The 25,213-nt window shown below is 67.1% G+C and carries 15 protein-coding genes; 4 read left to right on the forward strand and 11 right to left on the reverse strand.

Annotated features, from left to right (window positions below; translation table 11 throughout):
• Positions 1 to 32: 32 nt before the first annotated feature.
• From EFY87_RS09900 to EFY87_RS09945, 10 genes are all read right to left on the reverse strand, one after another.
• Positions 33 to 4,451 carry a type VII secretion EssC family protein gene (locus EFY87_RS09900; RefSeq protein WP_123271316.1) on the reverse strand — a complete coding sequence of 1,473 codons (4,419 nt, stop codon included), beginning with the start codon at positions 4,449 to 4,451 and terminating at the stop codon, positions 33 to 35.
• The gene (locus tag EFY87_RS09905; RefSeq protein ID WP_245988572.1) at positions 4,448 to 5,194 is read right to left on the reverse strand and encodes a hypothetical protein; all 747 of its coding nucleotides are present in this window, start codon (positions 5,192 to 5,194) and stop codon (positions 4,448 to 4,450) included. Before EFY87_RS09905 ends, EFY87_RS09900 begins: the two co-directional genes overlap by 4 nt.
• On the reverse strand, positions 5,191 to 6,840 hold the full coding sequence (locus EFY87_RS09910; protein WP_123271318.1) for a serine/threonine-protein kinase: 1,650 nt from the start codon (positions 6,838 to 6,840) through the stop codon (positions 5,191 to 5,193). Before EFY87_RS09910 ends, EFY87_RS09905 begins: the two co-directional genes overlap by 4 nt.
• Positions 6,837 to 8,312, reverse strand: coding sequence for an FHA domain-containing protein (locus EFY87_RS09915; RefSeq protein WP_123271319.1), 1,476 nt, complete (start codon positions 8,310 to 8,312; stop codon positions 6,837 to 6,839). The genes EFY87_RS09910 and EFY87_RS09915 overlap by 4 nt, the downstream gene beginning before the upstream one ends.
• Positions 8,309 to 9,115: a PP2C family protein-serine/threonine phosphatase gene (locus tag EFY87_RS09920; protein WP_123271320.1), complete on the reverse strand. Its 807-nt coding sequence runs from the start codon at positions 9,113 to 9,115 to the stop codon at positions 8,309 to 8,311. The genes EFY87_RS09915 and EFY87_RS09920 overlap by 4 nt, the downstream gene beginning before the upstream one ends.
• Positions 9,112 to 10,233, reverse strand: coding sequence for an RDD family protein (locus EFY87_RS09925; protein WP_123271321.1), 1,122 nt, complete (start codon positions 10,231 to 10,233; stop codon positions 9,112 to 9,114). The genes EFY87_RS09920 and EFY87_RS09925 overlap by 4 nt, the downstream gene beginning before the upstream one ends.
• Positions 10,230 to 12,527 (reverse strand): transglutaminase-like domain-containing protein, encoded by a 2,298-nt coding sequence (locus EFY87_RS09930; protein ID WP_123271322.1) that lies wholly within the window; start codon positions 12,525 to 12,527, stop codon positions 10,230 to 10,232. The genes EFY87_RS09925 and EFY87_RS09930 overlap by 4 nt, the downstream gene beginning before the upstream one ends.
• A complete protein-coding gene (locus EFY87_RS09935; protein WP_148043301.1) occupies positions 12,524 to 13,744 on the reverse strand; it encodes a DUF58 domain-containing protein in 1,221 nt (406 codons plus the stop codon). The genes EFY87_RS09930 and EFY87_RS09935 overlap by 4 nt, the downstream gene beginning before the upstream one ends.
• 106 nt (positions 13,745 to 13,850) lie before the next feature.
• Complete coding sequence (locus EFY87_RS09940; RefSeq protein WP_123271324.1) at positions 13,851 to 14,816, reverse strand: AAA family ATPase; 966 nt, start codon at positions 14,814 to 14,816, stop codon at positions 13,851 to 13,853.
• A gap of 9 nt (positions 14,817 to 14,825) precedes the next feature.
• Positions 14,826 to 20,837, reverse strand: a complete 6,012-nt coding sequence (locus EFY87_RS09945; protein WP_123271325.1) for an Ig-like domain-containing protein — start codon at positions 20,835 to 20,837, stop codon at positions 14,826 to 14,828.
• A gap of 375 nt (positions 20,838 to 21,212) precedes the next feature.
• Between EFY87_RS09945 and EFY87_RS09950 the strand changes: the two genes are divergently transcribed.
• Together EFY87_RS09950 and EFY87_RS09955 are read left to right on the forward strand one after the other, a co-directional pair.
• A complete protein-coding gene (locus EFY87_RS09950; RefSeq protein WP_123271326.1) occupies positions 21,213 to 21,506 on the forward strand; it encodes a GNAT family N-acetyltransferase in 294 nt (97 codons plus the stop codon).
• Between the two features lie 63 nt (positions 21,507 to 21,569).
• Entirely contained in the window at positions 21,570 to 22,088 is a 519-nt protein-coding gene (locus tag EFY87_RS09955; protein ID WP_123271327.1) for a ferritin, read from the forward strand.
• Positions 22,089 to 22,108: 20 nt separating this feature from the next.
• On the opposite strand, the gene EFY87_RS09960 is transcribed toward EFY87_RS09955, so the two are convergent.
• Positions 22,109 to 22,915, reverse strand: coding sequence for an alpha/beta fold hydrolase (locus tag EFY87_RS09960; RefSeq protein WP_220093589.1), 807 nt, complete (start codon positions 22,913 to 22,915; stop codon positions 22,109 to 22,111).
• 92 nt (positions 22,916 to 23,007) lie between these two features.
• Between EFY87_RS09960 and EFY87_RS09965 the strand changes: the two genes are divergently transcribed.
• Both EFY87_RS09965 and EFY87_RS09970 read left to right on the forward strand, forming a co-directional pair.
• Positions 23,008 to 23,616, forward strand: coding sequence for a hypothetical protein (locus EFY87_RS09965; RefSeq protein WP_123271328.1), 609 nt, complete (start codon positions 23,008 to 23,010; stop codon positions 23,614 to 23,616).
• Positions 23,613 to 25,196, forward strand: a complete 1,584-nt coding sequence (locus tag EFY87_RS09970; protein WP_123271329.1) for a DNA polymerase Y family protein — start codon at positions 23,613 to 23,615, stop codon at positions 25,194 to 25,196. The genes EFY87_RS09965 and EFY87_RS09970 overlap by 4 nt, the downstream gene beginning before the upstream one ends.
• Positions 25,197 to 25,213 lie beyond the last annotated feature (17 nt).

The following is a 25,213-nucleotide window of genomic DNA, read 5'->3' on the forward strand; positions in this document are numbered from 1 at the left end:
CATCGCCCCGGTAATTGCTGTCGATGGGGCGGTCACCCCATCGCGACCGGCAACTGCACCCGCGCAGCACGTCCGGCGTGTATCCAGTACCCCCTTCCCGGCGGGAAGTCCGTGCGCCGCACCCTCGGCAGGGCGGCACCTCGCACAAGCTCGCCATCCTGCTGATCCGGCGTCAGCAGCAAAGCAGTGCCGCTGGAACGGATCTCCTTGCCCAGCATGCTGAAGCTGCCCCACGCGGAGGTCTCGCTCTCGGCGACGAAGAAGTGCCCGTTGCGGCGCATGGTCGTCGCCAGCGTCAGCAGTGCGGCCTCCACCGGCGAGCCGTTGAGATCCAGGAACGCTTCGGCGAAAACGCACAACCCCGGCACATCGCCGGTGGAAGGCACCTCGGCCATGCCTTGCAACCGCGGCAGCAAGTCAGCAATCTCGTCCTGCCCGACCGCCGAATATTCCCAAATGGGCAACATATCCACGGCACTGCGCCGGGCTGACAGATAGACGGAGGTGGCCTCGGGAGCCACCCGACTGGTCGCGATCGCCAGCCACGCAACGGCATTCGTTCGGCCCGACTGCGCCGGCCCACCCACCAGCACCACGCCCTGCGGAGCGAAGGCGATCGGTTGCAAGGTCTCGTCCTCGATGCCGAGCGGTGGTCGTCCACCGATCGAACGCGGCAGGGAATCCGCCGCGACCTGCGACGGGAGTGCCTCAATCGGCGCCGGCCGGAGGGGGCGATGCAAAGCCACCTCGGCGGCCAGATCATCGATGTCACGGGCCTGCACCGCAACGTTCATGCTCTCGCCCAGGACGGCCAACTGCAGTTCCTGCGGCAGACCGACCTGCATCGCGCGCCCTGGCGGCGAAGTCGGCCCGATGACGTCCCGAGGCACCCCGAGGGCCGAATAGGACTCCTCGTCGGCCTGCCGCAGCACGATCCGACGCAAGAATGCGGAGGAGACCGACGGAGGGACTGCACCCGCCCGGTCCGCCGTCATCGCGAAGTGCACACCGACAGCGCGACCATCCGCCAACAACCGCAGGAACTGCGAGTAGTAGGCGTCGTTGCCAATGACGCCTTCGTATGCCGCTCGGAAGGCGCTGTAGCCGTCGAGCAGCACCAGGAAGCGCGGCTCATCGGTTCGCTGCGCAGTCTTGCGGTAGTCCGTCAGTGTGCCAGCGCGGGTGCGCGAATACCGCACCGCACGCTCCTCGACCACGTCGCGGAGTAACCGAAATGTGCGCTTGACTCGCTCGTCATCGTCTCCCGGCACGATGGCGGCCACATTCGGCATCGCCTCGAGCACCGACAACGCGCCACCGGCGAAATCCAACCCGTAGACGTGCACTGGCCCACCACGAGGTGTGATCGCCGATGCCAGCGCGAGCGACCGCAGGGCGGTGGACTTCCCGGAACCGCTGGCCCCGTAATACAAGATGTTCCCGTCCTCATCGGGTCGGAAGTGCTCCAGCACTTGGTCCTGCTGGTCGGGGTCGTCGAGGACGCCCAGCACCAACTGGGTGTCATCACGCTGGCTGAGCCGCTGCAAATTGTAGACGTCCGCCAGCGTCTCCTGCCAGGGCTTGCGCGGCGCGGGAACCCTACCCCGGCGAGCCGCCTCTGACACCGCCGCGACGATGCGCTCGATATCCTGCGGCACCGGTTCGCTCTCGTCCGTCACCACAGTGCGATCGGCGGACTCCCACACCCGTGGCATCCCGAAGCCCAGATCGGCAATCTGAATCGGCGTCGGTGGTGCAACTGCCGGAGTCCGCGAGCCGGGAAACGCCGACTGGAAAGGCGTGATCCGCCCCGGTCCGCTCTTGGCCGCGCCACGGCCCGGGATGTCCGGATCGAAGTGTGCCGCCATCGGCACCCCGAGCACGTCGGTTGAGTCCTGTTCGTCGGCCATTCGAAGTGCCACCCGCAAGTTCGTGTTCGCCCGCAGGTTCTCCTTGATCACGCCCGTCGGCCGCTGGGTGGCAAGGATCAGATGCAGCCCCAGCGACCGACCACGCTGCGCAACGTCCACGACTCCGTCGACGAACTCGGGGACCTCACCGACCAGCGCCGCAAACTCGTCCACGACGATGATCAGGCTCGGCGGACACTCGGGGTCGCCCGTCTGCTCCAGTTCCAGCAGATCCTTGGCCTGCTTGGCATTGAGGAGATGCTCGCGATACCTCAGTTCCGCGCGCAAACTGCGCAGCGCGCGACGCACGAGGTATGGCGAGAGGTCGGTGACCAGTCCGACGCAGTGCGGCAGCGCCACACATCGCGCGAACGCGGAGCCACCCTTGTAGTCGACGAACAGGAAGGTGACCCGGTCCGGCGAATTGGCGTGCGCCATACCCAGCACCCAGGACTGCAGGAATTCACTCTTGCCGGCACCGGTGGTGCCACCCACCAGCGCGTGCGGGCCATTGACGCGCAGGTCGAGCACGAACGGCTCGGCGCCGGCATGCCCGACCAGTGCCCGCAGGCTTGCGGGTCGACGGCGCCGGACCTGCCCCGTGCGGTCGGTGAGCGACTCGTTCTCCTTCCACCGTGCGAGCACGACGTCGGGGTCGTCGCACTCTTCCTGACCCAGCAGCGACACCATCGGCACCGAGCGTGGCAGGTCCGAGTCGTCCTCCACGGGTGCGCCAGCATCCACGACGGGCGCGAGTGTCCGCCCGATGGTGGTGGCGACCTCAATGCCGACGGACTCACAGGTGATCGGCCCGACGATGCTGCCCCGCCGCACCATGCCTGCGCTCGTGACGCCTCCCGCATCGACATGCAGGAAACTGCGGCACGCTCCAGGCAACTCGGCAACGCGATCCGACACCCACAACACGTGCACACCGACGTCGGGTCCTCGCTCGGCCACGCGAATCATCCGCGCACGTTCGACCGGGGAATCGTCCACGACGACCAAGATCGACGGGAGCACCGGCTGCGCGCTCGTGGATTCGTCGCCGATCGGGCCGCGTATGGCGGTCGCACCTGTCATGTCCGCGGCGCGACTGTCGACCAGGTCTTCCAACTGGGCAAGCAGGATCCGAGTTGCCCCTGGGTCGGCGGACAAGTGCTGCTCCAGCGGAGAGTGCGGCGAGGAAGTATGTGGCAACCAGCGCAACCATGCCCAGCGCGGCCGACCTGCGTGGGACGTCATGCAGACGACGACGACCTCGGCCGGAGAGTGCAGTGCGGCGAGCTGGGTCACCAGTGCTCGGGCCACCCCGTCGACCAGCGTCCGCTCACCCGCAAGTCCGATGCCGCCGACCTCGCGCAGGTCCGCGACAACGGGCGCGTCATCGATGGTGACGTATTCATGCTGCAGGGCGCGTAGCCGTTCGGTCAGATCTGGATAGCCGCTGCGACGTACCTTGTCGGAGGTCAGATGCGAGGCGACGGGACCCGTGCCGAGCCGTACTTGCAGGAACTCCGGGTGCTCCGGACGCCGCGACCACAAGACCGGCCCGAGGCCGCCGATGGCCTGGACGCACTCGGCGACTGACGGATACATCGTGCGCAACTCGCTCAGTTCGGTGGCGCACGCCTGTGCGAAATCAGTTCTTGCCTGGTCGAATTCGACATCGAAGGTGCGAAGGGCAGCTTCTCTCTCGCGTGCGGCCTGCGATCGTGTCGTCCACCAGTTGCCCAGCAGCAGGATCGGACTCATCGCCACGAAGAGCACGCTTGTCCATGTGTGCATGACCAGGAAGAGCACGACACCCATGACGAGCGGGGCGATCATCGCCAGCCAGGGCAGCCGCGGACTGCGCTGCGGTTGCGGCAGTTCCGGTAACTCGATCGCCCGCTGCACAGGTCGAGGAACGACGCGCGGAGCGCGAACGAAGGCCACGTCGGTCGACACTGAAGCCTCAGCGCCCACCGCGACCACGTGGCCTAGCGTGATCTCGGTATGCCCGACGGTCACCCGGTCACCCGGTTCCACGACGACGCGGCTGACCCGCACTCCACCGACGTGAACACCGTTGGCGGAGTTCAGGTCAACGATCTCGACCCGCTCACCCACATTGATCTGGGCATGCACCTTCGACACGGTCGGATCCGACAGCCGCACAGCGCAATCGGGTGCTCGGCCGATGGCGCTGCTCCCGATGGGAAGACCCACCTCGACACCCTTGTCGGCGCCCGACGTGACCCGGAGCACCGCCACCGTCGCCCCGGTTACAGCACTAGGATCCGGCTCGGGCCGGCTGAGCTCGACAGCGGCACCGGAACGCAACCCGGACTGGATCAGCGAAACCTCGGGTGGCAGCAGCCGGCTGCCACCACGGCTGTCGGATACACGCAGTGTCAGCTGCTGACCGAGCGGTGCATCAGGGCTGGCGCTGTGCAGTGCATCCGCAAGGTCTGCGGCCGTGGCGGTCGCGTCGGCCGTGACCACAATGTCCTGTGTGGAGCGCTTGCCCAGCGGTCGATAGGTGAGTTTCAGTTTCACGCCGATGCCTCCTTGCGCACGCAGTCAACCCGTGGTGCTGCCGCATCCAGCAGAGCCAGGTCGTCGGTTGTGACCAGAAGGGTGGAGATCGCATACTCCACCAGGCGCATTCGGCGAGTGGCCGCCGCACCGTTCTGCCCACCGCGCAGCCCACGAACTCCTGCGGAGCTCAGCTTGTCGCAGATGTTGTCGAGTTTGCGTCCGAAGCGGGTCTGGCTCCAGCCGAGACGTTGCGCCGCTTCGACAGCCGTCGGGATCTGCCACGTGCCGACACCCGCCCGACGCAACACCGGCTCGGCAAGCGCAAGCACCGCCAGCAGTTGCGACTCCGTGAACGTCGTCGGGGCGATGGTCGTCGATCCGGTGCCGACCACGCGGTGCGGTGGAGTGCTGTATGCATCGTCGGCATCCACCCCGATCACGAGTTCGTATGTCGTGGGCCCCGCAGAGAAGGTGACGATGGTCGTCGCGAAGACCAGAGGCATCGCGGCGCCCGGTGCGAGCGTGGAGCGCATCAGACCGAGCTGGTCGGTCAGCTGTGCCGGAATCCGGCTGCCAACATTGACAACCCACCAGAAGCCGTCCTTTCTCACAAACTCCAGAAAGTGACGGTGAAGGTAAGGATTGTCGTCGATGCTGATGTCGCCCAGCCGCCCGACCTTTACTGGCTCGTCCCTGTCGCTGCGCACCACCTCGCCACCGAAATCGACCTGGATCCCCCCATCACGCAGCGTGGTCGTCACGAGCCCGCCCCGCACATGGTCAGCGGAGTCGACACCGCTCCGGAAAGCCGCCGAACCTCCACCTCGATGCATGTCTGGCCCTTCTGCACCGGCACACTGACAGTTGTCTTCGCGGTGCTTTGATAGCTGGTCGTCGGCTTCGCTGGGTTGTCGACGCGCCACAGGTAGCTGTCTCCTGCCTGCTCGTCCACGTTGCGCCAGGAGAAGACAACGGACGACCGTTCGGCGATGACCTGTTTCCGCACCGGCGCCGACGGGGCTGCAGGACCGATGGCGTCCGCCGGTTGCTGCGAGACCTGCGCGGTATGGCGTGCGGTCGTCGCCGGGCTGCGCGTCCAGTGCGCAACGGCGAATGCTGCGACCGCAATGACCAGCACCGCTGCAGCCGCACCGACCAGGGCGCGCACCGAAACACTACGTGGTGCGCGCTGCTCAGCCGGGCCGCGCGTGTCCTCGACCGCACCCGGTGCGGCCGGGAGGATCGGCGCCGCGAGCCCAGCTGCGGGAGCAGTGAAGTCACGTTCCGCCGCTTCCGCGACCCCTCGACCGTGCTGCAAGACCGGACCGGCCGGCATATCTCCGGAAACGCCGGGCCCGTCAGCATCCCGACGCCAGTTCAGCTGGTCCGGACCTGTCAGCAAGTCGTTGCCGATGCTCACCGCCGGGGCCGTGGATCGGCCGGTACGAGGGCTGGTCCCCTCCGGATCGATCAGTACGAAGCCGGAGATCCGGGTTCCGCCGTCATCCTCCTCCTCGACCTGCGACTCGCTGTAATGCTCGTCCCGGATGTCGATCGGCGTCACCGACAGATGCAGCTCGGTCTGCACAGTCTGCAGGGCACGCGCGAACTCCAGAGCGGTCGGATAGCGTCCGGCAGGGTCCTTCGCCATCGCCGTCCGCAGTACGCGCTCAAGTGCCGGACCGACGTCGTCACGTCCGATCGGCGGGACCGGATCGCGCTTGACTCGATTACTGAGCGCCCACAGGGAGTTGTCGCCACCCGCCTGCTGGAACGGGCTGTGCCCGGCGAGCATGCTCCAGATCGTGGCCGCCAGCGAGTAGACGTCACCGCTGCGTCCCATCGGCTGGCCGACAGTCAACTGCTCGGGTGGTGCCCATGGCACGGACACTCCCAATGCCTGCCCCGACGCCGCCGCATTCGCCGACACCGAGATCCCGAAGTCGGTCAGTGCAGGTCTGTTGAACTCGGTGAACAGGATGTTTGCCGGCTTGATGTCACGATGCAGTATGTCGAGCCGATGCGCCGTCTCGACCGCCCCAGCGACCTGGATCCCGACCTCCAGTGCGTTCGGCACGGACAACGGCTTGCGGCGCATCCGCTTGTCGAGCCCTGGCGGGGGGCAGTATTCCATGACCAGAAAGGGTCGTCCGTCGGGCGAGGCGCCCGCCTGGTAGATGCTCACGATCGACGGGTGGTTGGACATCTGAGCCATCAGGTTGGCTTCGGCCTCGAAGGATGCCTGACCACCCGCGTCCAAGTCACCGATCAGCACCTTGACCGCGACCGCCCTATGCAGCTGAACTTGCTCGTATTTGAACACGTCGGAGAACCCGCCCGAGCCCAGCAATTCCAGGAATCGGAAACCGTCCAGCGCCGGAGGGGCCGAGGGCGCACGGCCGGTCACGGTAGCCCCTCCATCGTCAGTTGCACTCCATGTCCCAGGTCGAGCACGTCGTGATCGACGAGCAGGGTCGGCGCCTCAGGCAGGCGCACCGGTGCGTCACCCTCGCGCCGCAGGTACGTCCCATTCGTGGAGTGCCGATCGATTGCCAGGACGTTCCATCCCTCGAAGTCGATCTCCAGGTGGGTTCCGGAAACATGCTGGAACGGCAGGGCCAGCAGGCGGGGTATGGCGGGTCCGGCGGCCCGGCCGGCGCGAGGACTCCGCCCGACCACGATCGGTCGCGACAGGTCCAGCACTTCTCCGGTCGACACCCGCAGACGCCCGAGAGGCGGACGCTGGGCCTGCGCAGCGCCGCCTCCGCAGGGTGCGCCGCACAGATAACACTGGGTCCGCTGTGGCGGATTGGGATGCTGCTGCGCGCACCGGATCGCCAGGACCGTCTCGGCCTGAGCGGTCTCCAGCGCAGGCGGTGCGCGCAGCTCACCCGGCGCACTCAGACCGTCCGGTGACGCCACCTGCACGATCGTGTGTCCGTCGTGGTCTTCCGCATCCCACTCATCGGCGGGTCTGGCGGGTGGGGAGGCGACCCCGTGACGTGCCTGCGGGACGGGCACCTCGTCGATGAACACCGGCTCTCGCACAGCCGCGGACTCGACTGGCTGGATGCTGGTGGCATCCCACAGGTGCGCGAAGCGACGTTCGCCGGCTGGTTCCGCTGCGTTGTCATCCGGCCCGATGGGAGCCGGATCATCTGCATCGGTCAGCGTTGCCGCACCCGGAGCCTCGGCAGTCGTCGCGGCATGCAAGTCCGGGGCTGCCTCGGGCTCGGCGAACTCCTGCTTGATCAACGAGTCACCGATGTCTCCGGCGGCGCCACCAGCAACCGGCCGGGAAGGTGCCCGTGGTGGCACCAACTCCTCATCAACGGGTGCAGGCACGGGAGGCTCAACCGGCGAAGCAGGCGCCGGCTCGGCCTGCACCGCCTGAGGTTCCGGAGTATGAGGCTGCGCTCGCCATACGGTCGCCGAAAGTGCGTCAGCACGGATGACCGCATCACGCAGTAGAACCTGTGCCGAACCCTCCCCAGGATCTCGACCATCCGCACCGATGCTGATCGATGACACGGGTCCCAGCCCTCGCTCCACCCAAGTGCTCGCACCGACTCCGGTCAGTTCGGTGTTCTGCCCATCGGCCAGTCGCACCCGGATGGTGAAGGCACCGCGGACCGCACACTTCACCCCCTCGCCGCTCGCGAGGACGACGGCGAAAGGCGACAACTGGAGCAGGTTGTTGCCCGATTGCCGCGCCAGCTGTTCCAAAAAGCCGCCCAGATCGGCGTTCTGGCGCACCGCCCACCACAACTCGTGCGCGGCCTCGGCCGTCACCGCGGCGTCGATCATCGCCATTCCGGCCGGCCAGACAATGCCGTGCTGGGTTCCGGGCGACGGAGTCACGACGAGTTGCGAAGTCATGCCGTCTCCGCCGCGGTCTCCAGATCCGGCACCGTGATGTCGCCGCCTTGAATAACACCGACCGGACCGTCCACACGCACCGCATCAACCACCAGCACCGTGACGTTGTCGTGCCCGCCGGCATCGAGCGCCTGAGCAACCAAGGTCTCCGCCGCAACCTGAGGGTCCGGCTCAGCGCGAAGCGTCGCCTCAATCAGAGTGTCCGTCAATTCATCGGTCAGCCCATCGGAACACACCAGCAATCGTTCGCCGCTGGAGGCGGGAATGAGCCATCTGTCGACACGAGGCGACTGGATGCCGGCGCCAAGCGCGTTGGTGATGACATGTCGATCGCCATACCCGGCGGCGTCTTCCGGAGCGAGCTCGCCACGATCCAGTAGCTGTTGCAGCCGCGAATGGTCCACACTCACCTGCTCCAGGGCGCTGGGCGACAACAGGTAACTGCGCGAGTCACCCACGTTGAACACCAGCCAGCAGGGCAGCTCACCGCTGCGGGCCAGCACCGCACCTGCCACCGTCGAGCCGGGCGCGGCAGTTGCCGAGGCGAGCCGAGCGACGGCAGCTCCCGCCTCACGCACCGCCTCGTCGAGCCGATCGGCCGAGACAAACTCAGACCCGACAAGCTCGACGAAGGCCGCGATCACGGCGCGCGACGCACGATCGCCCTGTGCATGCCCTCCCATGCCATCGGCAACGACGAAAACCGGCGGCGCGGCGAGGTAGGCATCCTCGTTGTGTGCGCGGTGGAGGCCACGATCCGAGGCGGCTCCCCATCGCAGGCGCATTGCCGGGTCCGCAGTCATGAGAGCACAACCCGCAGCGACCTGTCACCGAACAGAACAGTCTCGTGCGGCGCCAGGGTGGTGGCTTTCCCGGGTTCGATCTTGCGCACATCCCCGTCGGCGCCGCGAATGAACACACCGTTCGTGGACCGCAAGTCACGCACCCACGCCGCCCGGTCGGCCATGCCGATCGCGAGATGAGTCTTCGACACCGCATGACCGGCGTTCGGGAGCGCGTGTGTCATCACGTCGCCCACACCACCTGGTGCAGCAGGTTCGCGGCCGAGCACGACGGGCTTGTAGAGCGCCACGAGGGAGCCGTCGTCCAACTCGATCCTGGGGCCTGCGACCGGCGGGCTGATTGCCGTCGAGGTCGCCTCCGCTTGTTCCATCGCCACCCCAGAGACGGGACGGTCCATGACAACGGGTCGCTCCAGCGCAGCGGGCTGAGCCCTCGGCGCCGGTTCGTCGACGTCGTCGCTGCCGGTGCTCCAGGGCGCCGCCTGGATCACCGGGTTTGCCGACACGACCGGTGGGACAAAGGTCTGCGGCTTCGCATCTCGGCGAGTGGGTGCCGGCGACACAGGTGTCGTGGTTGTCTCTGCGACAAGCCCAGCTGCGGACACCGGCTGGATGTGAGCGGCGGTGCGCACCGGAGCCGCTTCAGACAATGGCTGGCCGCCCCGTCGACCGAGCCGCTCATCGATCACCAGCAGACCCAGCGCACGGTCCAGGAAGGTCTGGTTCAGTGGTTGCCGGATCAGGATGACCATGACGATCAGCCCGATGCCGAGGGTGCAGCTGCTGAGCAACGACTCCAGGATGTACTTCCCAAACGCTCTACCCCCACTGACCGCACCAGTCGTGACACGGACGTGGGTGAGGCCGCAGACTCGATAGCCGATGGTGCCGCCCTTGGTGAGCACGAGCAGCAGTTGCACGATTCCGATGACGAGGAGCAACACGAGGCTGACCAGATAGGCGGCGAGTGCGAAGCGGAGACTTCCCGCCGCGCCGAGCGTCGGCAGCCAGGCGAGCACCGGCAGCGCGAAATCGATGAGCCGGGCGAGGAACCGGCGGCCGATCGCGGCCGGCTGATAGCCCTCCACGGGGGATCGGCCGAACGTCGCTGCGCTCATCGCCGTCCACCTGCAAGCGAACGCAGCGATATATGGGAGAGAAGCCTGCGCCACGCGGGCACGGACGCCCGCATGCCGCCGAGCGCCTCATCGATCTGCTGCCACATCGCCTCAACCTCCTGGGTGCTCGGTTCGCCCGAGCCATAGACGGATGCATCGACTCGCTCCGCAACCGCCACGGACCCGGCCGTCGGATGCCGCTGCGCAATCTGCTGGGCGGTCTCCCGTCGCGTGGTGTTGCGCTGGGTCCTGAAACCCAGGTCACGTGCCCCGTCGACGAACTCGCTCCACCCGTTGCTGACCCGGTCGACCAGCCGGCCACGGTTGCGGCGCCGGGACCGGCGCAGCGACTTCCAGCCGATGATCAGCAGGAACGGCGCCGCCACGACTGCGGCCCCAGCAGCCACCCCGCCGATGAGCGCCCAGGGCACCGTGAGGCCCGCGGCAGCTTTGTGCTTCTTCTGCTTGCCGCTGGACGCCGACTGTGATTGCGGCAACTCGTCCTTGTGATGCACGGGCGCCTGGGGCGGCGGCAGCACGTTAGGCTTGGGTCTCGGCTTCGGCGTGGGCGATTCAACCTTCGGTACTCGGGAGTGATTGGGGGTCGGGTCGAAGGGGATCCAGCCGTACTTCGCGAAATCGACTTCAACCCAGACGTGCGCCTCCGCCCCGGTCACGGTCAATGGGGCACCCGACGCGGGCCGTGCCGGGTAGAAGCCCATGACCACGCGTGCGGGCGTCCCCAATTGGCGCGCCATCAGGGCCATCGCGACCGCGTACTGCTCATCGTCACCGATGATCTGGGAACCGGCGAACATCGCGGTGATCCGCTCCGTGGTGTGGCCCGCACGAGACAGCCCGTCCGACCCGTTGGAGTAGTAGCCGGTGGTCCGCAGCCGCCGAGCAATGTTGACCAGTTGTTCGTATGGCGTGCCAGCATTTCCCGCATATGACTGCGCGAGTTTCGCGATGACATCTGGCACCCCGGTCTCCGGCGGCATGGTCGTCGGAGCGAGTACGTCGTTGCGCAGTTCCCCCGCGGTCGCCTGCTGCGGAACAGTGAGCGTGACGTCATACGCCGCGCCCTTCCCAACGGTGGCCGTCGTCACGGCGGTGCCACTGTCCGGGTTGTAGTACAGAGAATTCTGCTGCGCCGCTTCGCCGGAACCGGTGAACTTCAGGGCACTGAGGTCGCCGCCGCCGGGCAGCCACGGACCGTCATACCCCATGATCTGCAGCTTGAGCGCCTGCTCGGTGCCCCGGCCTGGCGTGAAACTGTCGTACTTGTCGCCGATCCGGTAGAAGCCAGCAGCTGCACCCGCAACGCCGTAGACATTGCCGTCATAGGAGTTCAGCACCGCCAGCTGGATGCGCTCGGACCCGCGCAGTCCGGTCACCCTGAACAGCGGCGTCTTCATCTCATCGCGCTCGAGGTAGCGGTAGCCGGTCAAGGGGGAGGCATACGCCGACAGGTCGGTGGGCGGTGTGACGCGATCACGCAATACCTGGCGCGGGTGCCCGTGACTGAGCACCGGCGTCGCGGCAAGCGCTCCCACGGCGGCGAGCGCAAGCGCCGCTGCCGCTGCCGCGCTGCTCAGCACTGAGCTGCCGGACCGTTTCCTATTCCGACCGAATACCTCGGCGGTCAGGTCGGTGACCGCCTGATGCCGGCGCCACGCGATCCAGGCGAGCGCAGCCAAGGCGAAGACCGCGCCGAGCAGCCCCGCGTGCGGTGCGCGCCGGGTGCCCCACAGAATGCCCACGATGAGGAATGCGGTCGCCGGCGCAAGTGCCCACACCCAGCGCCGCAGACGCAGCGCGCACGACACCGCAATCACGGCAGTGGCCAGCCCGGCCAGGTATGGCGCCACGGCGGGCCCGAGAAACGCGTTCGCCGGCGTGGCGACGGTGAGCAGGTCACGCCACGACTGCACGGACAGCAGCGCGAGGCGGTGCAGACTGTCTGCTGTCGGGAGACCGTGGGATCCGGCGCCTGGCAGCGCGGCCGCAGTCCCGAAGGCGAAGTAGCCGATCACAGTCAGCACGGCGACAGCGACGACCGGCAATTTCCGCCAGGTTCCGATGATCGCCACTGCGGCACCGACCAGGACTCCAGATGCCGCAGCGACATACCCAGGCCGACCACCGAATGGGGACCCGAAGGTGATGACACCAGTTGCGAACAGCACCGCGAGAGCAAGCAGGTCACCAATTGCCTTGGTTGGCAAGGAGATTCGCGGACGTGAGGATGACGCCCGCCGTCCGGCACGGCTCGCCTCGACGGCAGCGGTCATCGTAGTGATCCCGCGGCACGCGGCAGGTCGTCGACCTGGGCGACGTCGAGGACGGTGAGGTTGCGGACCCGGCGCCGCCGCAACGTCTCCGTGCCTGGCCCGCACCGAACCGCGAAGGCATAGACGTCGAGGGGGAATGCGGCATCGACACGCTGCAACTGGCCGGCGGAGACGGCACGCCCGGTGATCAGCGCTCCGATCGACGCACCGGGCACCTGCGATATTGCCTGGGTGACCAGGTCGGCGTCGGACTGCAGGCTGGCCCGGCCACCGTCGCCCAGCTCCACCCCACACATCTGATCGAGCAATGCCGGACCGGACGGCGAGCGAAGCTGCCCGGCGTGCGTCACCACGGTCACCGGCCGGTCCTCACGCACCGCTTGCAACGCCACGGAGGCAGCGGCCGAAACCGCAACCTCGAAGTCGGACTCGTCCAGGTAGTCGGCCGGGTTCGTGGACAGTGCCACCAGCAAGTGCGACCGGCGGGTCTCCTCGAACTGCCGTACGATCAGCCGTCCGACACGAGCGGTCGTTCGCCAGTGAATCGCACGCCGGTCATCGCCGGGCACATAGTCGCGCAGTGCGTGGAATGAGACGTCCGAGGACGACAGGTCCTGAGTGGTGACACCTTCGATGTCACGCAGGAACCCCGACTTGCGCGCGTCGAGGACGACGGTGCGCGGGTGCACGTAAAGCTCGACCGGGTCGGTCCAGCGCTTCTCCTTGCGGAACAGCCCGAAGGGGTCGCCGCGCACCGACCGGACCGGACCGAGCACGATAATGCCGCGCCGGCGTGCGGGAATGCTGAACAGCTCTTCGTGCTCCTCGTCGCGAGTCAGACCCGGTGCGGTGAACCTCGCCACCCCGGCACCGACCGGCAGTTCGAACTGCGTCGGCAACAACGAGCGTCCGGTCCGGCTGGTGACGACCACTCGGCCCATCGCCTGCTCTCCCGGCGTGACCCTGGTGCGCTCCAACTCGATCCTGGCGGTGTATGCCGATCGCCCGAGCGTGCGCACGACCGCCAAGATCAGCACGGTGGCGAGCACAGCGAAAACGGCCACCAACTCCCGCCACCCCTCCCGCAGCCCGAAAAGCAAGCTGGCGAGTGCCGCAGCGATTGCCAGCCAGCCGAGTGCGGTGACCCCACTGGAGCGGGAGGTTATCGATCCACGCAGTGCGACGGCCCGATCGGCTACCGGGCGGAGCCGGGACACCAGCGGAAGGGACCGGAAGCGATCGGGCGCGCGCGACGATCGCGCGCGTTCGGCCACAGCCGAAGGGAGGGATCGGGCACGGGTGAGGAGAGTTGACATGGACGGCTCAGGCTCGTGCCAATGGTGACTCGACGACGTCGAGGACGCGGGAAAGCACCCGCGTCCCAGAGGAGCCACCGAACTCGGCATCGGGCGACATGATGATCCGGTGCGTCCACACCGGACCCGCGAGTTCCTTCACATCGTCGGGCAGCACATAATTTCGCCCGTGCATCGCCGCCCAGACCCGCGCCGCCCGCACCATCGCGATGGCCCCGCGAGTGGACACGCCCAGCGTCGTGTCGCTGTCGTCCCGGGTCGCTTCGGCGAGACGTTGCACGTAGTCCAGCACCCCGGTATCCACGTGGTTGTCCCGAACCATGTCGATCATCTCGCCGATCGCCTTGGAGGAGATGATCGGGCGCAATTCCTTAGTGCGGTCCGGTCTGCTGGACCCGGCGAGAATCTGCACGGCCGCGTCGCGGTCGGGGTAGCCCACTGACGTCTTCATCAGGAAGCGGTCCAGTTGTGCCTCTGGCAAGCGGTAAGTGCCTGCCTGCTCAATGGGGTTCTGTGTGGCGATCACCATGAACGGCCGATCCGTCGGATAGCGAATACCGTCCACGGTGACCTGCGACTCCTCCATGACCTCCAACAATGCCGACTGAGTTTTGGGCGAAGCCCGGTTAATCTCATCAGCGAGCACCACCGAAGCGAAGATTGGGCCCTTGTGGAATTCCCATACAGCCTTGGCTTGGTCGTACATCGTGACGCCGGTGATGTCAGTCGGCAGCAAGTCCGGGGTGAACTGGATACGGCTGTGGCTGCCTTGCACGGTCGCCGCGAGCGCCCTGGCCAGCGCGGTCTTTCCGGTCCCGGGCGCATCCTCCAGCAGCAGGTGCCCTTCGGCCAGCATGGTGGTCAGCGCCAGTCGGATCACCGGCGCCTTGCCCAGCAGCGCCTCGCCGACATTGTCGGTGAGCTTGCCGCAGGTTTCCGCAAACCAGGCCGCGTTTTCAGGTGTTACAGGCATTAGTCTTCCTTAACCGTTGGCCTGGCAGATGCCGGCAATATCTGACGGGGTCATGCTTCCGAACACCTCGTAGCCGTTGTACTGGCCGTTCCCGTAATGAATTACCTGGCGTCCAGAACCGTCAAGGTTGCCGACCCAACCCCAGTTCTTGGCGCCGTTGATCGTTGACGTCACCGAACAGGAAATCGGCTCATTCGGGACGCCCGTGACGGTGAAGGTCCAACACGGCAGGCCATACTTTCGTGCTGCTGCGGTGTAGCAGGCCCCTGAACTGCCGCTGTTGCTAACTTGCGGCCAGCCTGCGGTCGTGGCGCTGGAACAATTCGCGCCCCCTGAACGTGCACCGGTGTATGCGGTAGCAGACTGGGTCGCGGTGATGCAGATCGTGACCGTCTGTGAATAACCGAAGCCGCCGAAGGTCTGCGACCCGCTCGCCGAAGCCGCGCCGCTGCCACCATTGCTGAAGCTGTATGACGTGGGGCTGCCGCCGTCGCTGCCGCCGGACCAGTTGCAGGTCACCGACTGCGAACCGCCCGAGCAGCTGATGCTCGGCGTCGTCGGCGCGCCATACACCTGGTAGGGGCTGCTCGCGGAGGCCGTGTCACTGGTCGCGCGGTGGATGCCATCGCTTGTCGTCGCGGTCACTTGCACGGTGGCCGCGGAACCGTTTTGGAAGGCAGCGTTCGTGATCACACCGCCGCCCAGCGGCAGGTTGCCCGACGCACCTCCGGCACTCCATGCGTAGCTCTCCTGCGACTGAGTCGCGCCGTTCAGATCACCGGGAGAAAAGCTGATCTTGACGGTATTGCTCGCGCCGGTCGGCACGATCTGCAAGCCCTGCACCGGACCGGGTGCGGAGAAGACCTGGAGCGTCGTGCTCGCTGCCGTACCGACACCCGCGGCGTTGGTCGCGGTGACCGTGAAGGTGACGTTGCCCTTGGCCGGGCTGGGCGCCGAGCATTGCAGCACCGCAATGCCGGCACAGTTCGGGATGGCTCCGCTGGGACTCGACACCGTGTAGCGCACGTTCTGTGGCTGGTCGCCATTCGGGTCCGCAGCCTGCCAGCTCAGGGAGACCGACGGCGCGGTCCCCGCAGCTGCGGGGCTGAAGTCGCCCTGGAGGCCGGTCGGAGCCGCGGGCAGACCCATCGGCACGCCGGATCCGGGTGCCGACGGATCGGAGTCACCCTTCTTATTGGTCGCGACGACAGTGAAGCTATAGCGCGTGCCGTTGGTCAGCCCGGTGAAGTCCACGGACGACACGGACGCGGGGACGGTCTTGCTCTGGCCGGTGTTGATGTTGCGGATCGTGTATTGCGACACCGGTGAGCCCTCGGTGCTGGCCGGGGTCCAGGAGACCGTCAGGTGCCGATCGGACTTGTCGCCCTCCGGCCCGCTGACCGTCGGCTCGGAAGGCGGGTTCGGCTTCACATCAGGCGTGATCGGGGCGGACGGGGCGGATGCCGGCGAGGTCCCCACAGCGTTCGCAGCGGTCACCGTGAAGGTGTATGTCGTGGAGTTGGTAAGCCCGGTGATCGTGCACGTGGTCACCAGGCCACACGCCTGCGACCCGCCGGCCCAGTGGACCGTGAAGCCAGTGATCGGCGAGCCGTTCGCGTTCCCCGGCGTCCAACTGACCGATGCGGTGCGGGACACGTGGGTTTCGGCCGACACGCCGACAGGCGCGGCCGGCGTGGCGATCGCAGTCACCACGATCGTCCCGGCTACCACCCGGTTTGCCTGATCGGTGGCGTCGCCGACGCGATAGGTGATCGTCATCTGACCGTTCGTGGACGGTGTCACATCCACTGTCGTGCCCTGAGCAGTCACCGTGCCGGCCGCGCCCGAGTGTTGCGGCTGTCCCACCAGCCGCAAGGGCTTGCCGGGGAAGGGGTTGGTCGCATACTGCGTGATGTCGACGTGCGCGGTCGATCCCTTCTTGACGTTGTCCAAGGTGGCTGTCGTCGTGGTGATCAGCGGTGCATCGCTTCCGGCCACATGCACCGGCAGGGAGCCACCGACCGGTTTGGTGCTTCCGTCCGAGACCGTCAACGGGATAGATGCGGAGGCACCCACCGCGTTGAGCGGCGCAGCAACCGAGAGGGTGCTGCCGGAAATGGTGGCGCGATAACCCCCCGGCACCGTGCCAACTCCGAAGTGCAGCGACGGATGACTTCCCGGGTTGGGATCCTGGACCATCGGCGCCAGGTCGATACGGGTGCTCTTCCCCGCCACGACTTGTGTGGTGGTGGGCCGGAAGATCAGCGGCAGCGCGCTCGTTGCCTTGACGTGCACGGGCAGCGTGAGGGTCGCGCTCAGCGCACTCTTGTCGGTCCGGCTGGTGCCGTCCGACACCTGGAACTGCACCCACGTCATACCGAAACTGCCCGCCTTCGAAGTGAACGCGACGGTGTTCGGGCTGGTCAGCTGTGCCGTCGCCGACGGACCCGCGACGACGGTCTTCGCGTAGAACACGTGGGGACTGTGCCCTGGCCGGACGCTGACATATTTCGACAGCTGTATGTCGAGGACCTTGCCCGCAACCGCCTGCGCCGGGAGCACACCAGGGATGAGGGTGGGAGGCTGATCGGTCGAGCCCGGCACGACCACGACAGCGTCGCCGGTCAAGCCGTCGACATCGGTGTCGGTATAGAGGATCACCTGTCTTTGCGCCTGCACCGGCACCCGCAACACACCCCCGCTGAGCACCTGCACTCCTGGTGCGCTGGTCGTGACCTTCAGGTCTGAAGTGAGACCGTCCGGATCTGCGTCGTTGGACAACACCTTGACGTCGACGGTCTTCTTTCCTGCAACTTCTGTCGGTGCGACGTAGTCGTCCTGTGCGATGGGCGCGAGCAACGGCGCATGCTTGTCCACCTTGATCGTCAGCAGCCCTTGAGCCGTTCCGCCATGGCCGTCGCTGATGCCATAGAAGTAGCGCAGCACCTGGTCTGTGGCCGGTGTGGTGAGGACGAGTTGACTGCCCTGGACACGCACCGGCGTCCTGCCTGATGCCGCATCTGCCGGTTTGAGCATCGACGGCACCAGCGAGAGCGGATAGCCATCAGGGGAGAAATCGTTGGACAGCACCGCGACGCCGAGCAAGCGACTCGGCCGCACCCGTGCCTGATCCGGAACCGCGACGGGGGGCGTCCCCGAGGCCGGAGGCGGCGCGACGCCGACACGCACTGTACCAACGCCCTGCGCACCGAAGCGATCGGCGACGACATACGTGAAACTGTCCGTGCCGGCGGCGCCCGAGGCCGCTGCATACGTGATGGTGTTGCCCACCACTTGTGGCGTTCCCAAGCGCGCACTGCCAGTCACGGCAGTGACCATCACCGAGTCGCCATCCGGATCCACACCCGTGACGGGAACCTGGATCGTGGTGGTCGTGCCCGCGATGGCACGCGCGGTGAGCGCGGGTGGCGCTGGCGGCCGGTTCTTCTGCGCGAGCGGCACGACGGTGAAGACCACATCGGCGGAGGCGGGGTTTCCGTCTGCATCGGTCACGGTGTACGTGACACGCTCGGTACCGGCTGCGGACCCGGCCTTGAGCCGCACCTGGTCCTGGGAGACGAAGGCGGTCGAGCCGATCAGCGGCTTCCCGACGATCTGCAGCTTCGGCGACACGGTCAAGTCCAGCCCCGACGGCGAGTAGTCGTTGTCCAGCACGTCGACTGAAGTCACGTCTCCTGCACGCACTGTGCCGGTGTCATCGACGGCGACGGGAGGCACCGAGCTATCGACCGGTCGCGGTACCACCGTCACCTGGCCGGTGGCAGTCCCCTGCCCGTCGGAGACCACGTAATGGAAGATCGTCGGCGCGGTCAAGCCCCCCGGCGCGGTGACCCGGATCGACTCGTGATTGATCACTTCCGCGGTGACCGGTGAGTTGGCGCCGACCTGCACATCGGTGACGACCAGCACACCACCTGCCGGATCGTCGTCGTTGTCGAGGACGGGGATGGTGACAGAGCCGCCGGCGGGCAACGCGCCCAGATCCGGCTCAGCCAGTGGCGCGACCGCTCCCCGGATGGTCTTGGCATCGATGCGGATCTTGCTGGTTGCCGTACCGTGCGCGTTCGCGACCGAGTAGCTCAGATACTGCGTGCCTTGCTTGGAAGGCGTGTAGGTGATCGTGCCCGCCGCATAGTCCGCACTGGCGGTCGCCCCAGTCGACGTCTTGCCGATGGAGGCCAAGGTGAGCGTGCCGCCGAGAGGGTCGTAGTCGTTGGCGAGTGGCTTGATCACGAGAGGCGAGCCGACGGCGCCCGAAGCGAAGTCGGGATTGGCGACCGGAGCCGAAGCACCCTTCGTGACGTCTACCACCAGCTTGCCGCTGGTGCGTGACTTACGACCGTCACTCATTGTCACTGAAATCGTGTGGGGGCCGACTGCGGCGTTCGGCAGAGCCTTGATCGTCACCGTTCCGTTGACCTGGGCACCGATCCGCAGGTCGGGTTTCTCCGAGGTCGCTGACTGCAGATAGAACTGGTCGCCTTCCGGGTCGACCCATCCCTGCAATGCGTTGTACGACAGGTGGGCGCCCTGCTGCATGGTCAGCGCGGCTGGAGCGATCAGCTGTTCCGGCGCGGACTCATCTTGTGGGCCTTTGACCGTCAAGGTGACCTTCGCCGGCACGGGAGCGGTCTCGCCGTCGTCCGCGTAGTACGTGAACGTGGTGGTCCCGCGCGCGTCGGATGGCGTGGTGATCTGTAGTGCCTGGCCCCCGCGAACCTGTTGCACCGGGCCGAGACTGGTCTTCGCGTCACTGGGCTTGACCTCGGCCGTCAGCACGAGACCGGACGGGTCCGAGTCGTTCATCAGCACAGGCAGCACCGTGGTGCGTCCCGGGCGGACACCGAACTGGTCGTTCTGGGGCTGCGGCGGCTGCTTCTTGCTGCTCGTCTTGGTGGTCTTCTCGACCTGCGTGCTGTCGGCGGTCTGCTTGTTGTGCTTCGCATCCTTGATCTGAGATTGCACGTCGGCCCAGTTGTTGACCGCCTGCATATGCTCATTGACCAGGTAGACGTTCCCGTTTGTGGTGTCGTTGAGCACGACCACATCTCGGTTGGTCCGAAAGACTGGCGTGCTCGTCTTCGCTACGGCTGCGGATACCAGTTGCTGCGAGTCCGACGTGTCGGAACAGTCGCGACGATAGTTGCCCGTGCCCGCCCAGGCGGCATACGAGCAACCGTCCAGGATGACCGGCGCAACCGGAACCCCTTCTCCCTGCGCGGTTCCGGCCGGCACGCGCGTCGGCGAAGCACCCGACAGCGGGACGTGAATCAGCTGTGTGGCCGAGGCGACGAGAACCTCGTCGCTGCTCGGCCCGGGCTGCTGGATCGCCAACGCTCCGGCACTACCGGAGGAGAGCGAGACGCGGCCACGCAAGGTGTGCACTACGCCCGTCGACGTATCAAGTGCCACGAGTTGGTCACCCACGACCGTCAGCTCGAGGTGAGCCGTTGAGGTGACGCCCGCAAGCTTTCCCACCTGTTGCGCATGCCACGCACCGTCGTGCCCGGTCACGCGGGTCACCTGACCCGTGGCATCGACCGCATCCACGGCGCCGTCACTGCCCACGATCGCTGCAACATCCTTGGCCCCGTGTATGACGGGGGTGGACCTGGTGCTGAAGGTGCTCAGCGCCGAGGCCGCCACGACCCACACTTTCCCCGACCCAGGGTCGACCACCGCGGCAGTGTCATCGCCTTGGACAACCTGCATCCCTGCAGGCACGGTGAAGGCTTGCCCGAGCGCCAGCGTCGAAGTCGCGATCGACTGCACAGTCGATTTGCCCGCTGGTGAGTCATGCAACAGCACGTCATTGGCATGCTGGGAGACGTCGAACGACGTCGACAATGCCGCCACTCCTCCGTCGATGGTCCGCGACGGATAGTTGAGATGGCCTGCAAGGTGGAGTTGCTCGTTGGTGACCCAGACGCCGCCATCGTTCAGCTGCAGTCGATCGACCGGGACCCCTTGATGGGCGGCGGCCAAGGTGGCCACGACCATTGCGAGCACGACCAAGCACGCCGGCCAGCGCCATTTCTGCGCGGCTGGACCACCGCGAGCAACTCTCGCAACCCGCACTCGCAAGGGTCCCTTCCACCTGAACAGCACCGACCGGAACTGCAGTGTCAGGGATTCGAGGCTGGAGCCGCAGTAGACTTGCGCAAAGAGATTTCACCCGCAAGACGGAGCGGATTCACAGTTATTCATGGTAACTAGGACGGCGCCTGCGTCTCTGGTCGCTTCGTTGTCACTCTTCGCCTGGGACTGTCGTCACGTCATGTGCTGCGCGGGAACGGGATAACCGTCAGCGGCCGGTTCAACCGTCAACGGGCGTAGTCAGCGGGGCGGTGACCCCGGTGGGTCCATGATGGATTCATGAGTGACGACATCACGGTCCGCGACAACCCCGACCTGCACCGCTACGAAGCTCGCGTCGGCGGCGCACTGGCGGGTTTCGCGGTCTACGAACTCGCAGCAGGCAGCATTACTTTCGTGCACACCGAGGTCGACACGAAGTTCGAGGGCAAGGGAGTCGGCTCGGCCATTGCGCGGTTCGCGCTGGACGACGTCCGCGACCGCGGTGACCTGTCGGTCATACCCCAGTGCGCGTTCATCGCGGCATGGATCGAGCGGCACCCGGCATACCAGTCGCTGGTGCAGCAGGACTGACTCCGGTGTGGCTAGGCAACCTTGCCTAGCCGCGGGGGCGCGTCGCGACATACGCTGCCTGCCATGAAGATGAGCGCAGCACTTGAGAAGAAGTTCAACGCCCAGATCACCCTCGAGTTCGAGTCGTCGATGGTCTACCGACAGCTCGCGATCGAGATGGAGGACCGCGACCTGCCCGGCATCGCCGCCTGGCTGCGCCACCAAGCGGACGAGGAGATCGTCCACGCCAACAAGTTCATCGACCACCTCAGTGACCGCGACAACCACCCAGTGATCGGCGCCATTGCCGCCCCGCGGGTCAGCGTGAAGTCGGTGCTGGACGTCTTCGAGACTGCGCTCGCGCACGAGCAGAAGGTCTCCTCCTCGATCCGCGACCTCTACTCCGCGACGGACAAGGCCGGCGACCTGGACTCCCGGCCGCTGCTGCTGTGGTTCCTCAGCGAGCAGGTGGAGGAGGAATCGACGGTGGACGAGATCGTCGGTCGCCTGAAGCTGATCGACAACGACGGCCCCGGCCTCCTGCGCCTCGACGAGGACCTCGCGCAGCGTCCCACGACCACCACGGAGACCACCGCCAACTGACCGCTCGCTGAACGGAGTGCTCACGGATTGCCGGTGAGCACTCCGTTCAGTGTCTCCAGCCAGTCCGCCGGCCGGTCCAGGTGCACGTCATGACCGGCGTCGGCGATCGTGATGCTCGAGACACCCGGGCGGCGGCACATGCGCTCCACCTGTTCGGCCGGTATGGCGCCGTGCTCGCCCAGCATCAGGTATGTCGGGGCGCTGACGCTCTCCCAGGCCCGCCAGCGCGGCAGCACCAGCACCGCACGCAGGGCCGCCACCAGGACGTCGGCATCCCAGCACGGCGCCAGCCCGCCCGCGTCGAACTGCAGCCCGTCGGCCCACGCCTCGGCCGCACCCGGACTACCGCCGAAGAATTCGACGAAGGCGTCCCGGTCGGGAAAGACCGCCGGCCAGCTGCGCAGCCAGCGTTCGACGGGCTCCAATTCGGTCTCTGCAGCGCCGCCCACGCCGGCTTCGACCATCACCAATCTGCTGACCAGTTCAGGGTTTTCGGCCGCAACGAGCATTGCCGTGTGGCCGCCCATCGACTGCCCGACCAGCGTGACCGGTGCACCGCCGAGGCGTTCGATCAGGGCCACGACATCGCCGACGTATGCCGCACGAGTCACGTCACCCGGCGCACGCGTGGAGTGGCCGTGTCCGCGTTGCTCCAGCGCGACCACCCGGTGGGTGCCAGCCAGCCCGCGCATGGTCGCCGCCCATTCCTGGGCGGTGCCGGCGAGGCCGTGCAGCAGGACGACGGTGTGGTCTCCGGCACCCGCCTCGGCATACGCCAGCTCGACCGGGCCCCGTGAGAACGAGTGCCAGGCAGCAGAACCGATCACCCGAGCGATTATGTCGGCCGCGACCCGGGCCACCCGGGGCGGGTGACCCCTGCGATTGACTTTCCTCGAACGCGTGTTCGATGATGGATCGCATGGCAGTCACCACTACGACCCGGGTCGCCGAGTTGCACGAACTGCTGGCGCGGCACGAGACGTCGCCCGCCGCAGGCAATGTCCCGGTGCACCCGGAGCTGGTGGAACTCTTCCCTCGTGGGCTGCGCACCGGGGCGGTCTACTCGCTGCACGGCTCGATGAGTGCAGCGCTCGCACTGCTGGCCGGTCCCTCGGCGGCCGGCTCCTGGTGCGCCGTGGTCGGCGTGCCCGACCTGGGCATCGAGGCTGCGGCCGACTGGGGTGTCTGGCTGGACCGGATCGCCCTGATCCCCCGGGTACCCGCCGGGGAATGGACGTCCGTGGTCGCCGCCCTGGTCGAGGTCAGCGCTCTCGTAGTGGCGGCCCCCCCGGAGCACATCTCCCCCGGCGAGGTCTCCCGGCTGCTCGCCCGGCTACGCACCAGCGGCAGCACCCTGGTCGTGCTGGGCAACTGGCCGCGCGCCGTCGCCACGCTCACCGGGCAGGTCACCCGCTGGGACGGCCTGTATGACGGGCACGGTCACCTCCGCGGCGGATCCCTGCGTCTCGAGGTGACCGAACGCCAGCGCACCCGGTATGCCGATCTCGAGTTGCCGGTGCGGCCATGATCAGCGCTGCGCCGATCCGCGTGCTGCTGCTCTGGTGTCCGGGGTGGCCGGTGCTCGCCGCCCGGCTCGTGCAGGGCATCGCCGCCGATCGGGCACTCGCGCTCACCGATCGAGGGGTCGTGGTCGCCTGCTCACCAGCCGCTCAGGCGGAAGGCGTCGCCGTCGGCCTGCGCGTGCGCCAGGCACAGCACCGTTGCCCCGACCTGGTCGTGCTGCCCCACGACGTTGCCGCTGAGACGCGCGCCTTCGAGCCGGTGCTGCGTGCGATCGAGGAGAAGATCCCGGATGTCCATGTGGTCCGGCCCGGCCTGGCTGCCGTCAAGGCACGCGGTGCCGGCCGTTTCTACGGCAGCGAGGAGGCGGCCGCACACGCCCTGCTGACGCACCTGCAGCGTTTCACCGCTGACGAGTTGCGGCTGCCGGTCGACCTGCGGATGGCCGTCGCGGACGGCCTCTTCACCGCCGAGCACGCTGCCTACTCCAGCTCTGCGAGACAGCCTCTCGTCGTCGTTCCGACAGGGCGCTCCCGGGACTTTCTGGCCGGTCTGCCGGTCAGCGTTGCCTGCGACCGACGCCTGGCAAATCTGTTGCAGCGCATGGGGATCCGCACCTTGGGAGACCTGGCGAAGCTGCCGCGTGCCCAGGTCAACAGCCGGTTCGGGGCACCAGGGCTGCGAGCACACCAGCTCGCATCCGGGGAGGACAGTCCGATCCTGCGCCCCCGTGTGGTGCCACCGGAGCTCGGTCTGCACGTCGCCTTCGACCCGCCGGCTGCGCAGATCGAGCAGATCGTGCTGCGCTGCGAACCCGCGGCGGAAGGATTCGTCCAGCTACTCACCCGGTCGGCCCTGATCTGCACCGAGATCCGGGTGACCGTCCAGCTGGAGCCGGATGCCCTCTTCGAGCGGCTGTGGCGGCATCCGTGGCAGTTCGGCAAGACCGAGGTGCTCGACCGGATCCGTTGGCAACTGGAGGATCTCGCCACGGAGGCAGTCACGACGGACGACGAGACGCTCGGTGCGTCGGTGCTGTCGGTGCAGGTGCTGCCCGAGTCGGTCGACAACGCCGAGCACCACGCGCAGGGACTCTGGGGAGACCGGCCGGACGAGAAGGTCGAGCACGCCCTGACCACCTTGCAACACCGCCTCGGCCACGAGTCGGTTCTCACCAGCACCGTTGCAGGCGGGCGGTTGTTGCACGAACGCCGAGTGCTGCGCCCCTGGGGCGACGCCCTGCCGACCCTGCGCGAACGACGGCTCGAGCAGCCCTGGCCGGGCACGGTGCCGGGCCCCTCGCCGGCCACGGTGTTCAGCAGCGCGAGCCAGGTGCAGGTGCTCTCCGCGGATGGCGCGCCGATCACCGTGGACGAGCGCGGCACGGTCAACGAGCGGCCCACCTGGCTGCGCACGCACGAGGGGCAGCGACGCATCGAGCAGTGGGCAGGACCGTGGCCTATCCGGCAACGCTGGTGGCGGAAGGTCAAGCAGCTCAACCGGTTTCAGCTGGTCGACAACCATCTGACGGCGTGGTTGCTGCTGTCCGACGGTGCGGTCTGGTTCACCGAGGCACGTTATGACTGATTTCGCAGGTGACACCT

The organism is Flexivirga caeni (genome assembly GCF_003724155.1).
Lineage (GTDB): Bacteria > Actinomycetota > Actinomycetes > Actinomycetales > Dermatophilaceae > Flexivirga > Flexivirga caeni.

What these genes read in the sequence shown, in the direction of transcription:
- EFY87_RS09915 (WP_123271319.1), bottom strand. Translation starts at nt 8,312, where the DNA reads ATGACTTCGCAACTCGTCGTGACTCCGTCGCCCGGAACCCAGCACGGC.
- EFY87_RS09920 (WP_123271320.1), bottom strand. Translation starts at nt 9,115, where the DNA reads ATGACTGCGGACCCGGCAATGCGCCTGCGATGGGGAGCCGCCTCGGAT.
- EFY87_RS09925 (WP_123271321.1), bottom strand. Translation starts at nt 10,233, where the DNA reads ATGAGCGCAGCGACGTTCGGCCGATCCCCCGTGGAGGGCTATCAGCCG.
- EFY87_RS09930 (WP_123271322.1), bottom strand. Translation starts at nt 12,527, where the DNA reads ATGACCGCTGCCGTCGAGGCGAGCCGTGCCGGACGGCGGGCGTCATCC.
- EFY87_RS09940 (WP_123271324.1), bottom strand. Translation starts at nt 14,816, where the DNA reads ATGCCTGTAACACCTGAAAACGCGGCCTGGTTTGCGGAAACCTGCGGC.
- EFY87_RS09945 (WP_123271325.1), bottom strand. Translation starts at nt 20,837, where the DNA reads ATGGTCGTGGCCACCTTGGCCGCCGCCCATCAAGGGGTCCCGGTCGAT.
- EFY87_RS09950 (WP_123271326.1), top strand. Translation starts at nt 21,213, where the DNA reads ATGAGTGACGACATCACGGTCCGCGACAACCCCGACCTGCACCGCTAC.
- EFY87_RS09955 (WP_123271327.1), top strand. Translation starts at nt 21,570, where the DNA reads ATGAAGATGAGCGCAGCACTTGAGAAGAAGTTCAACGCCCAGATCACC.
- EFY87_RS09965 (WP_123271328.1), top strand. Translation starts at nt 23,008, where the DNA reads ATGGCAGTCACCACTACGACCCGGGTCGCCGAGTTGCACGAACTGCTG.
- EFY87_RS09970 (WP_123271329.1), top strand. Translation starts at nt 23,613, where the DNA reads ATGATCAGCGCTGCGCCGATCCGCGTGCTGCTGCTCTGGTGTCCGGGG.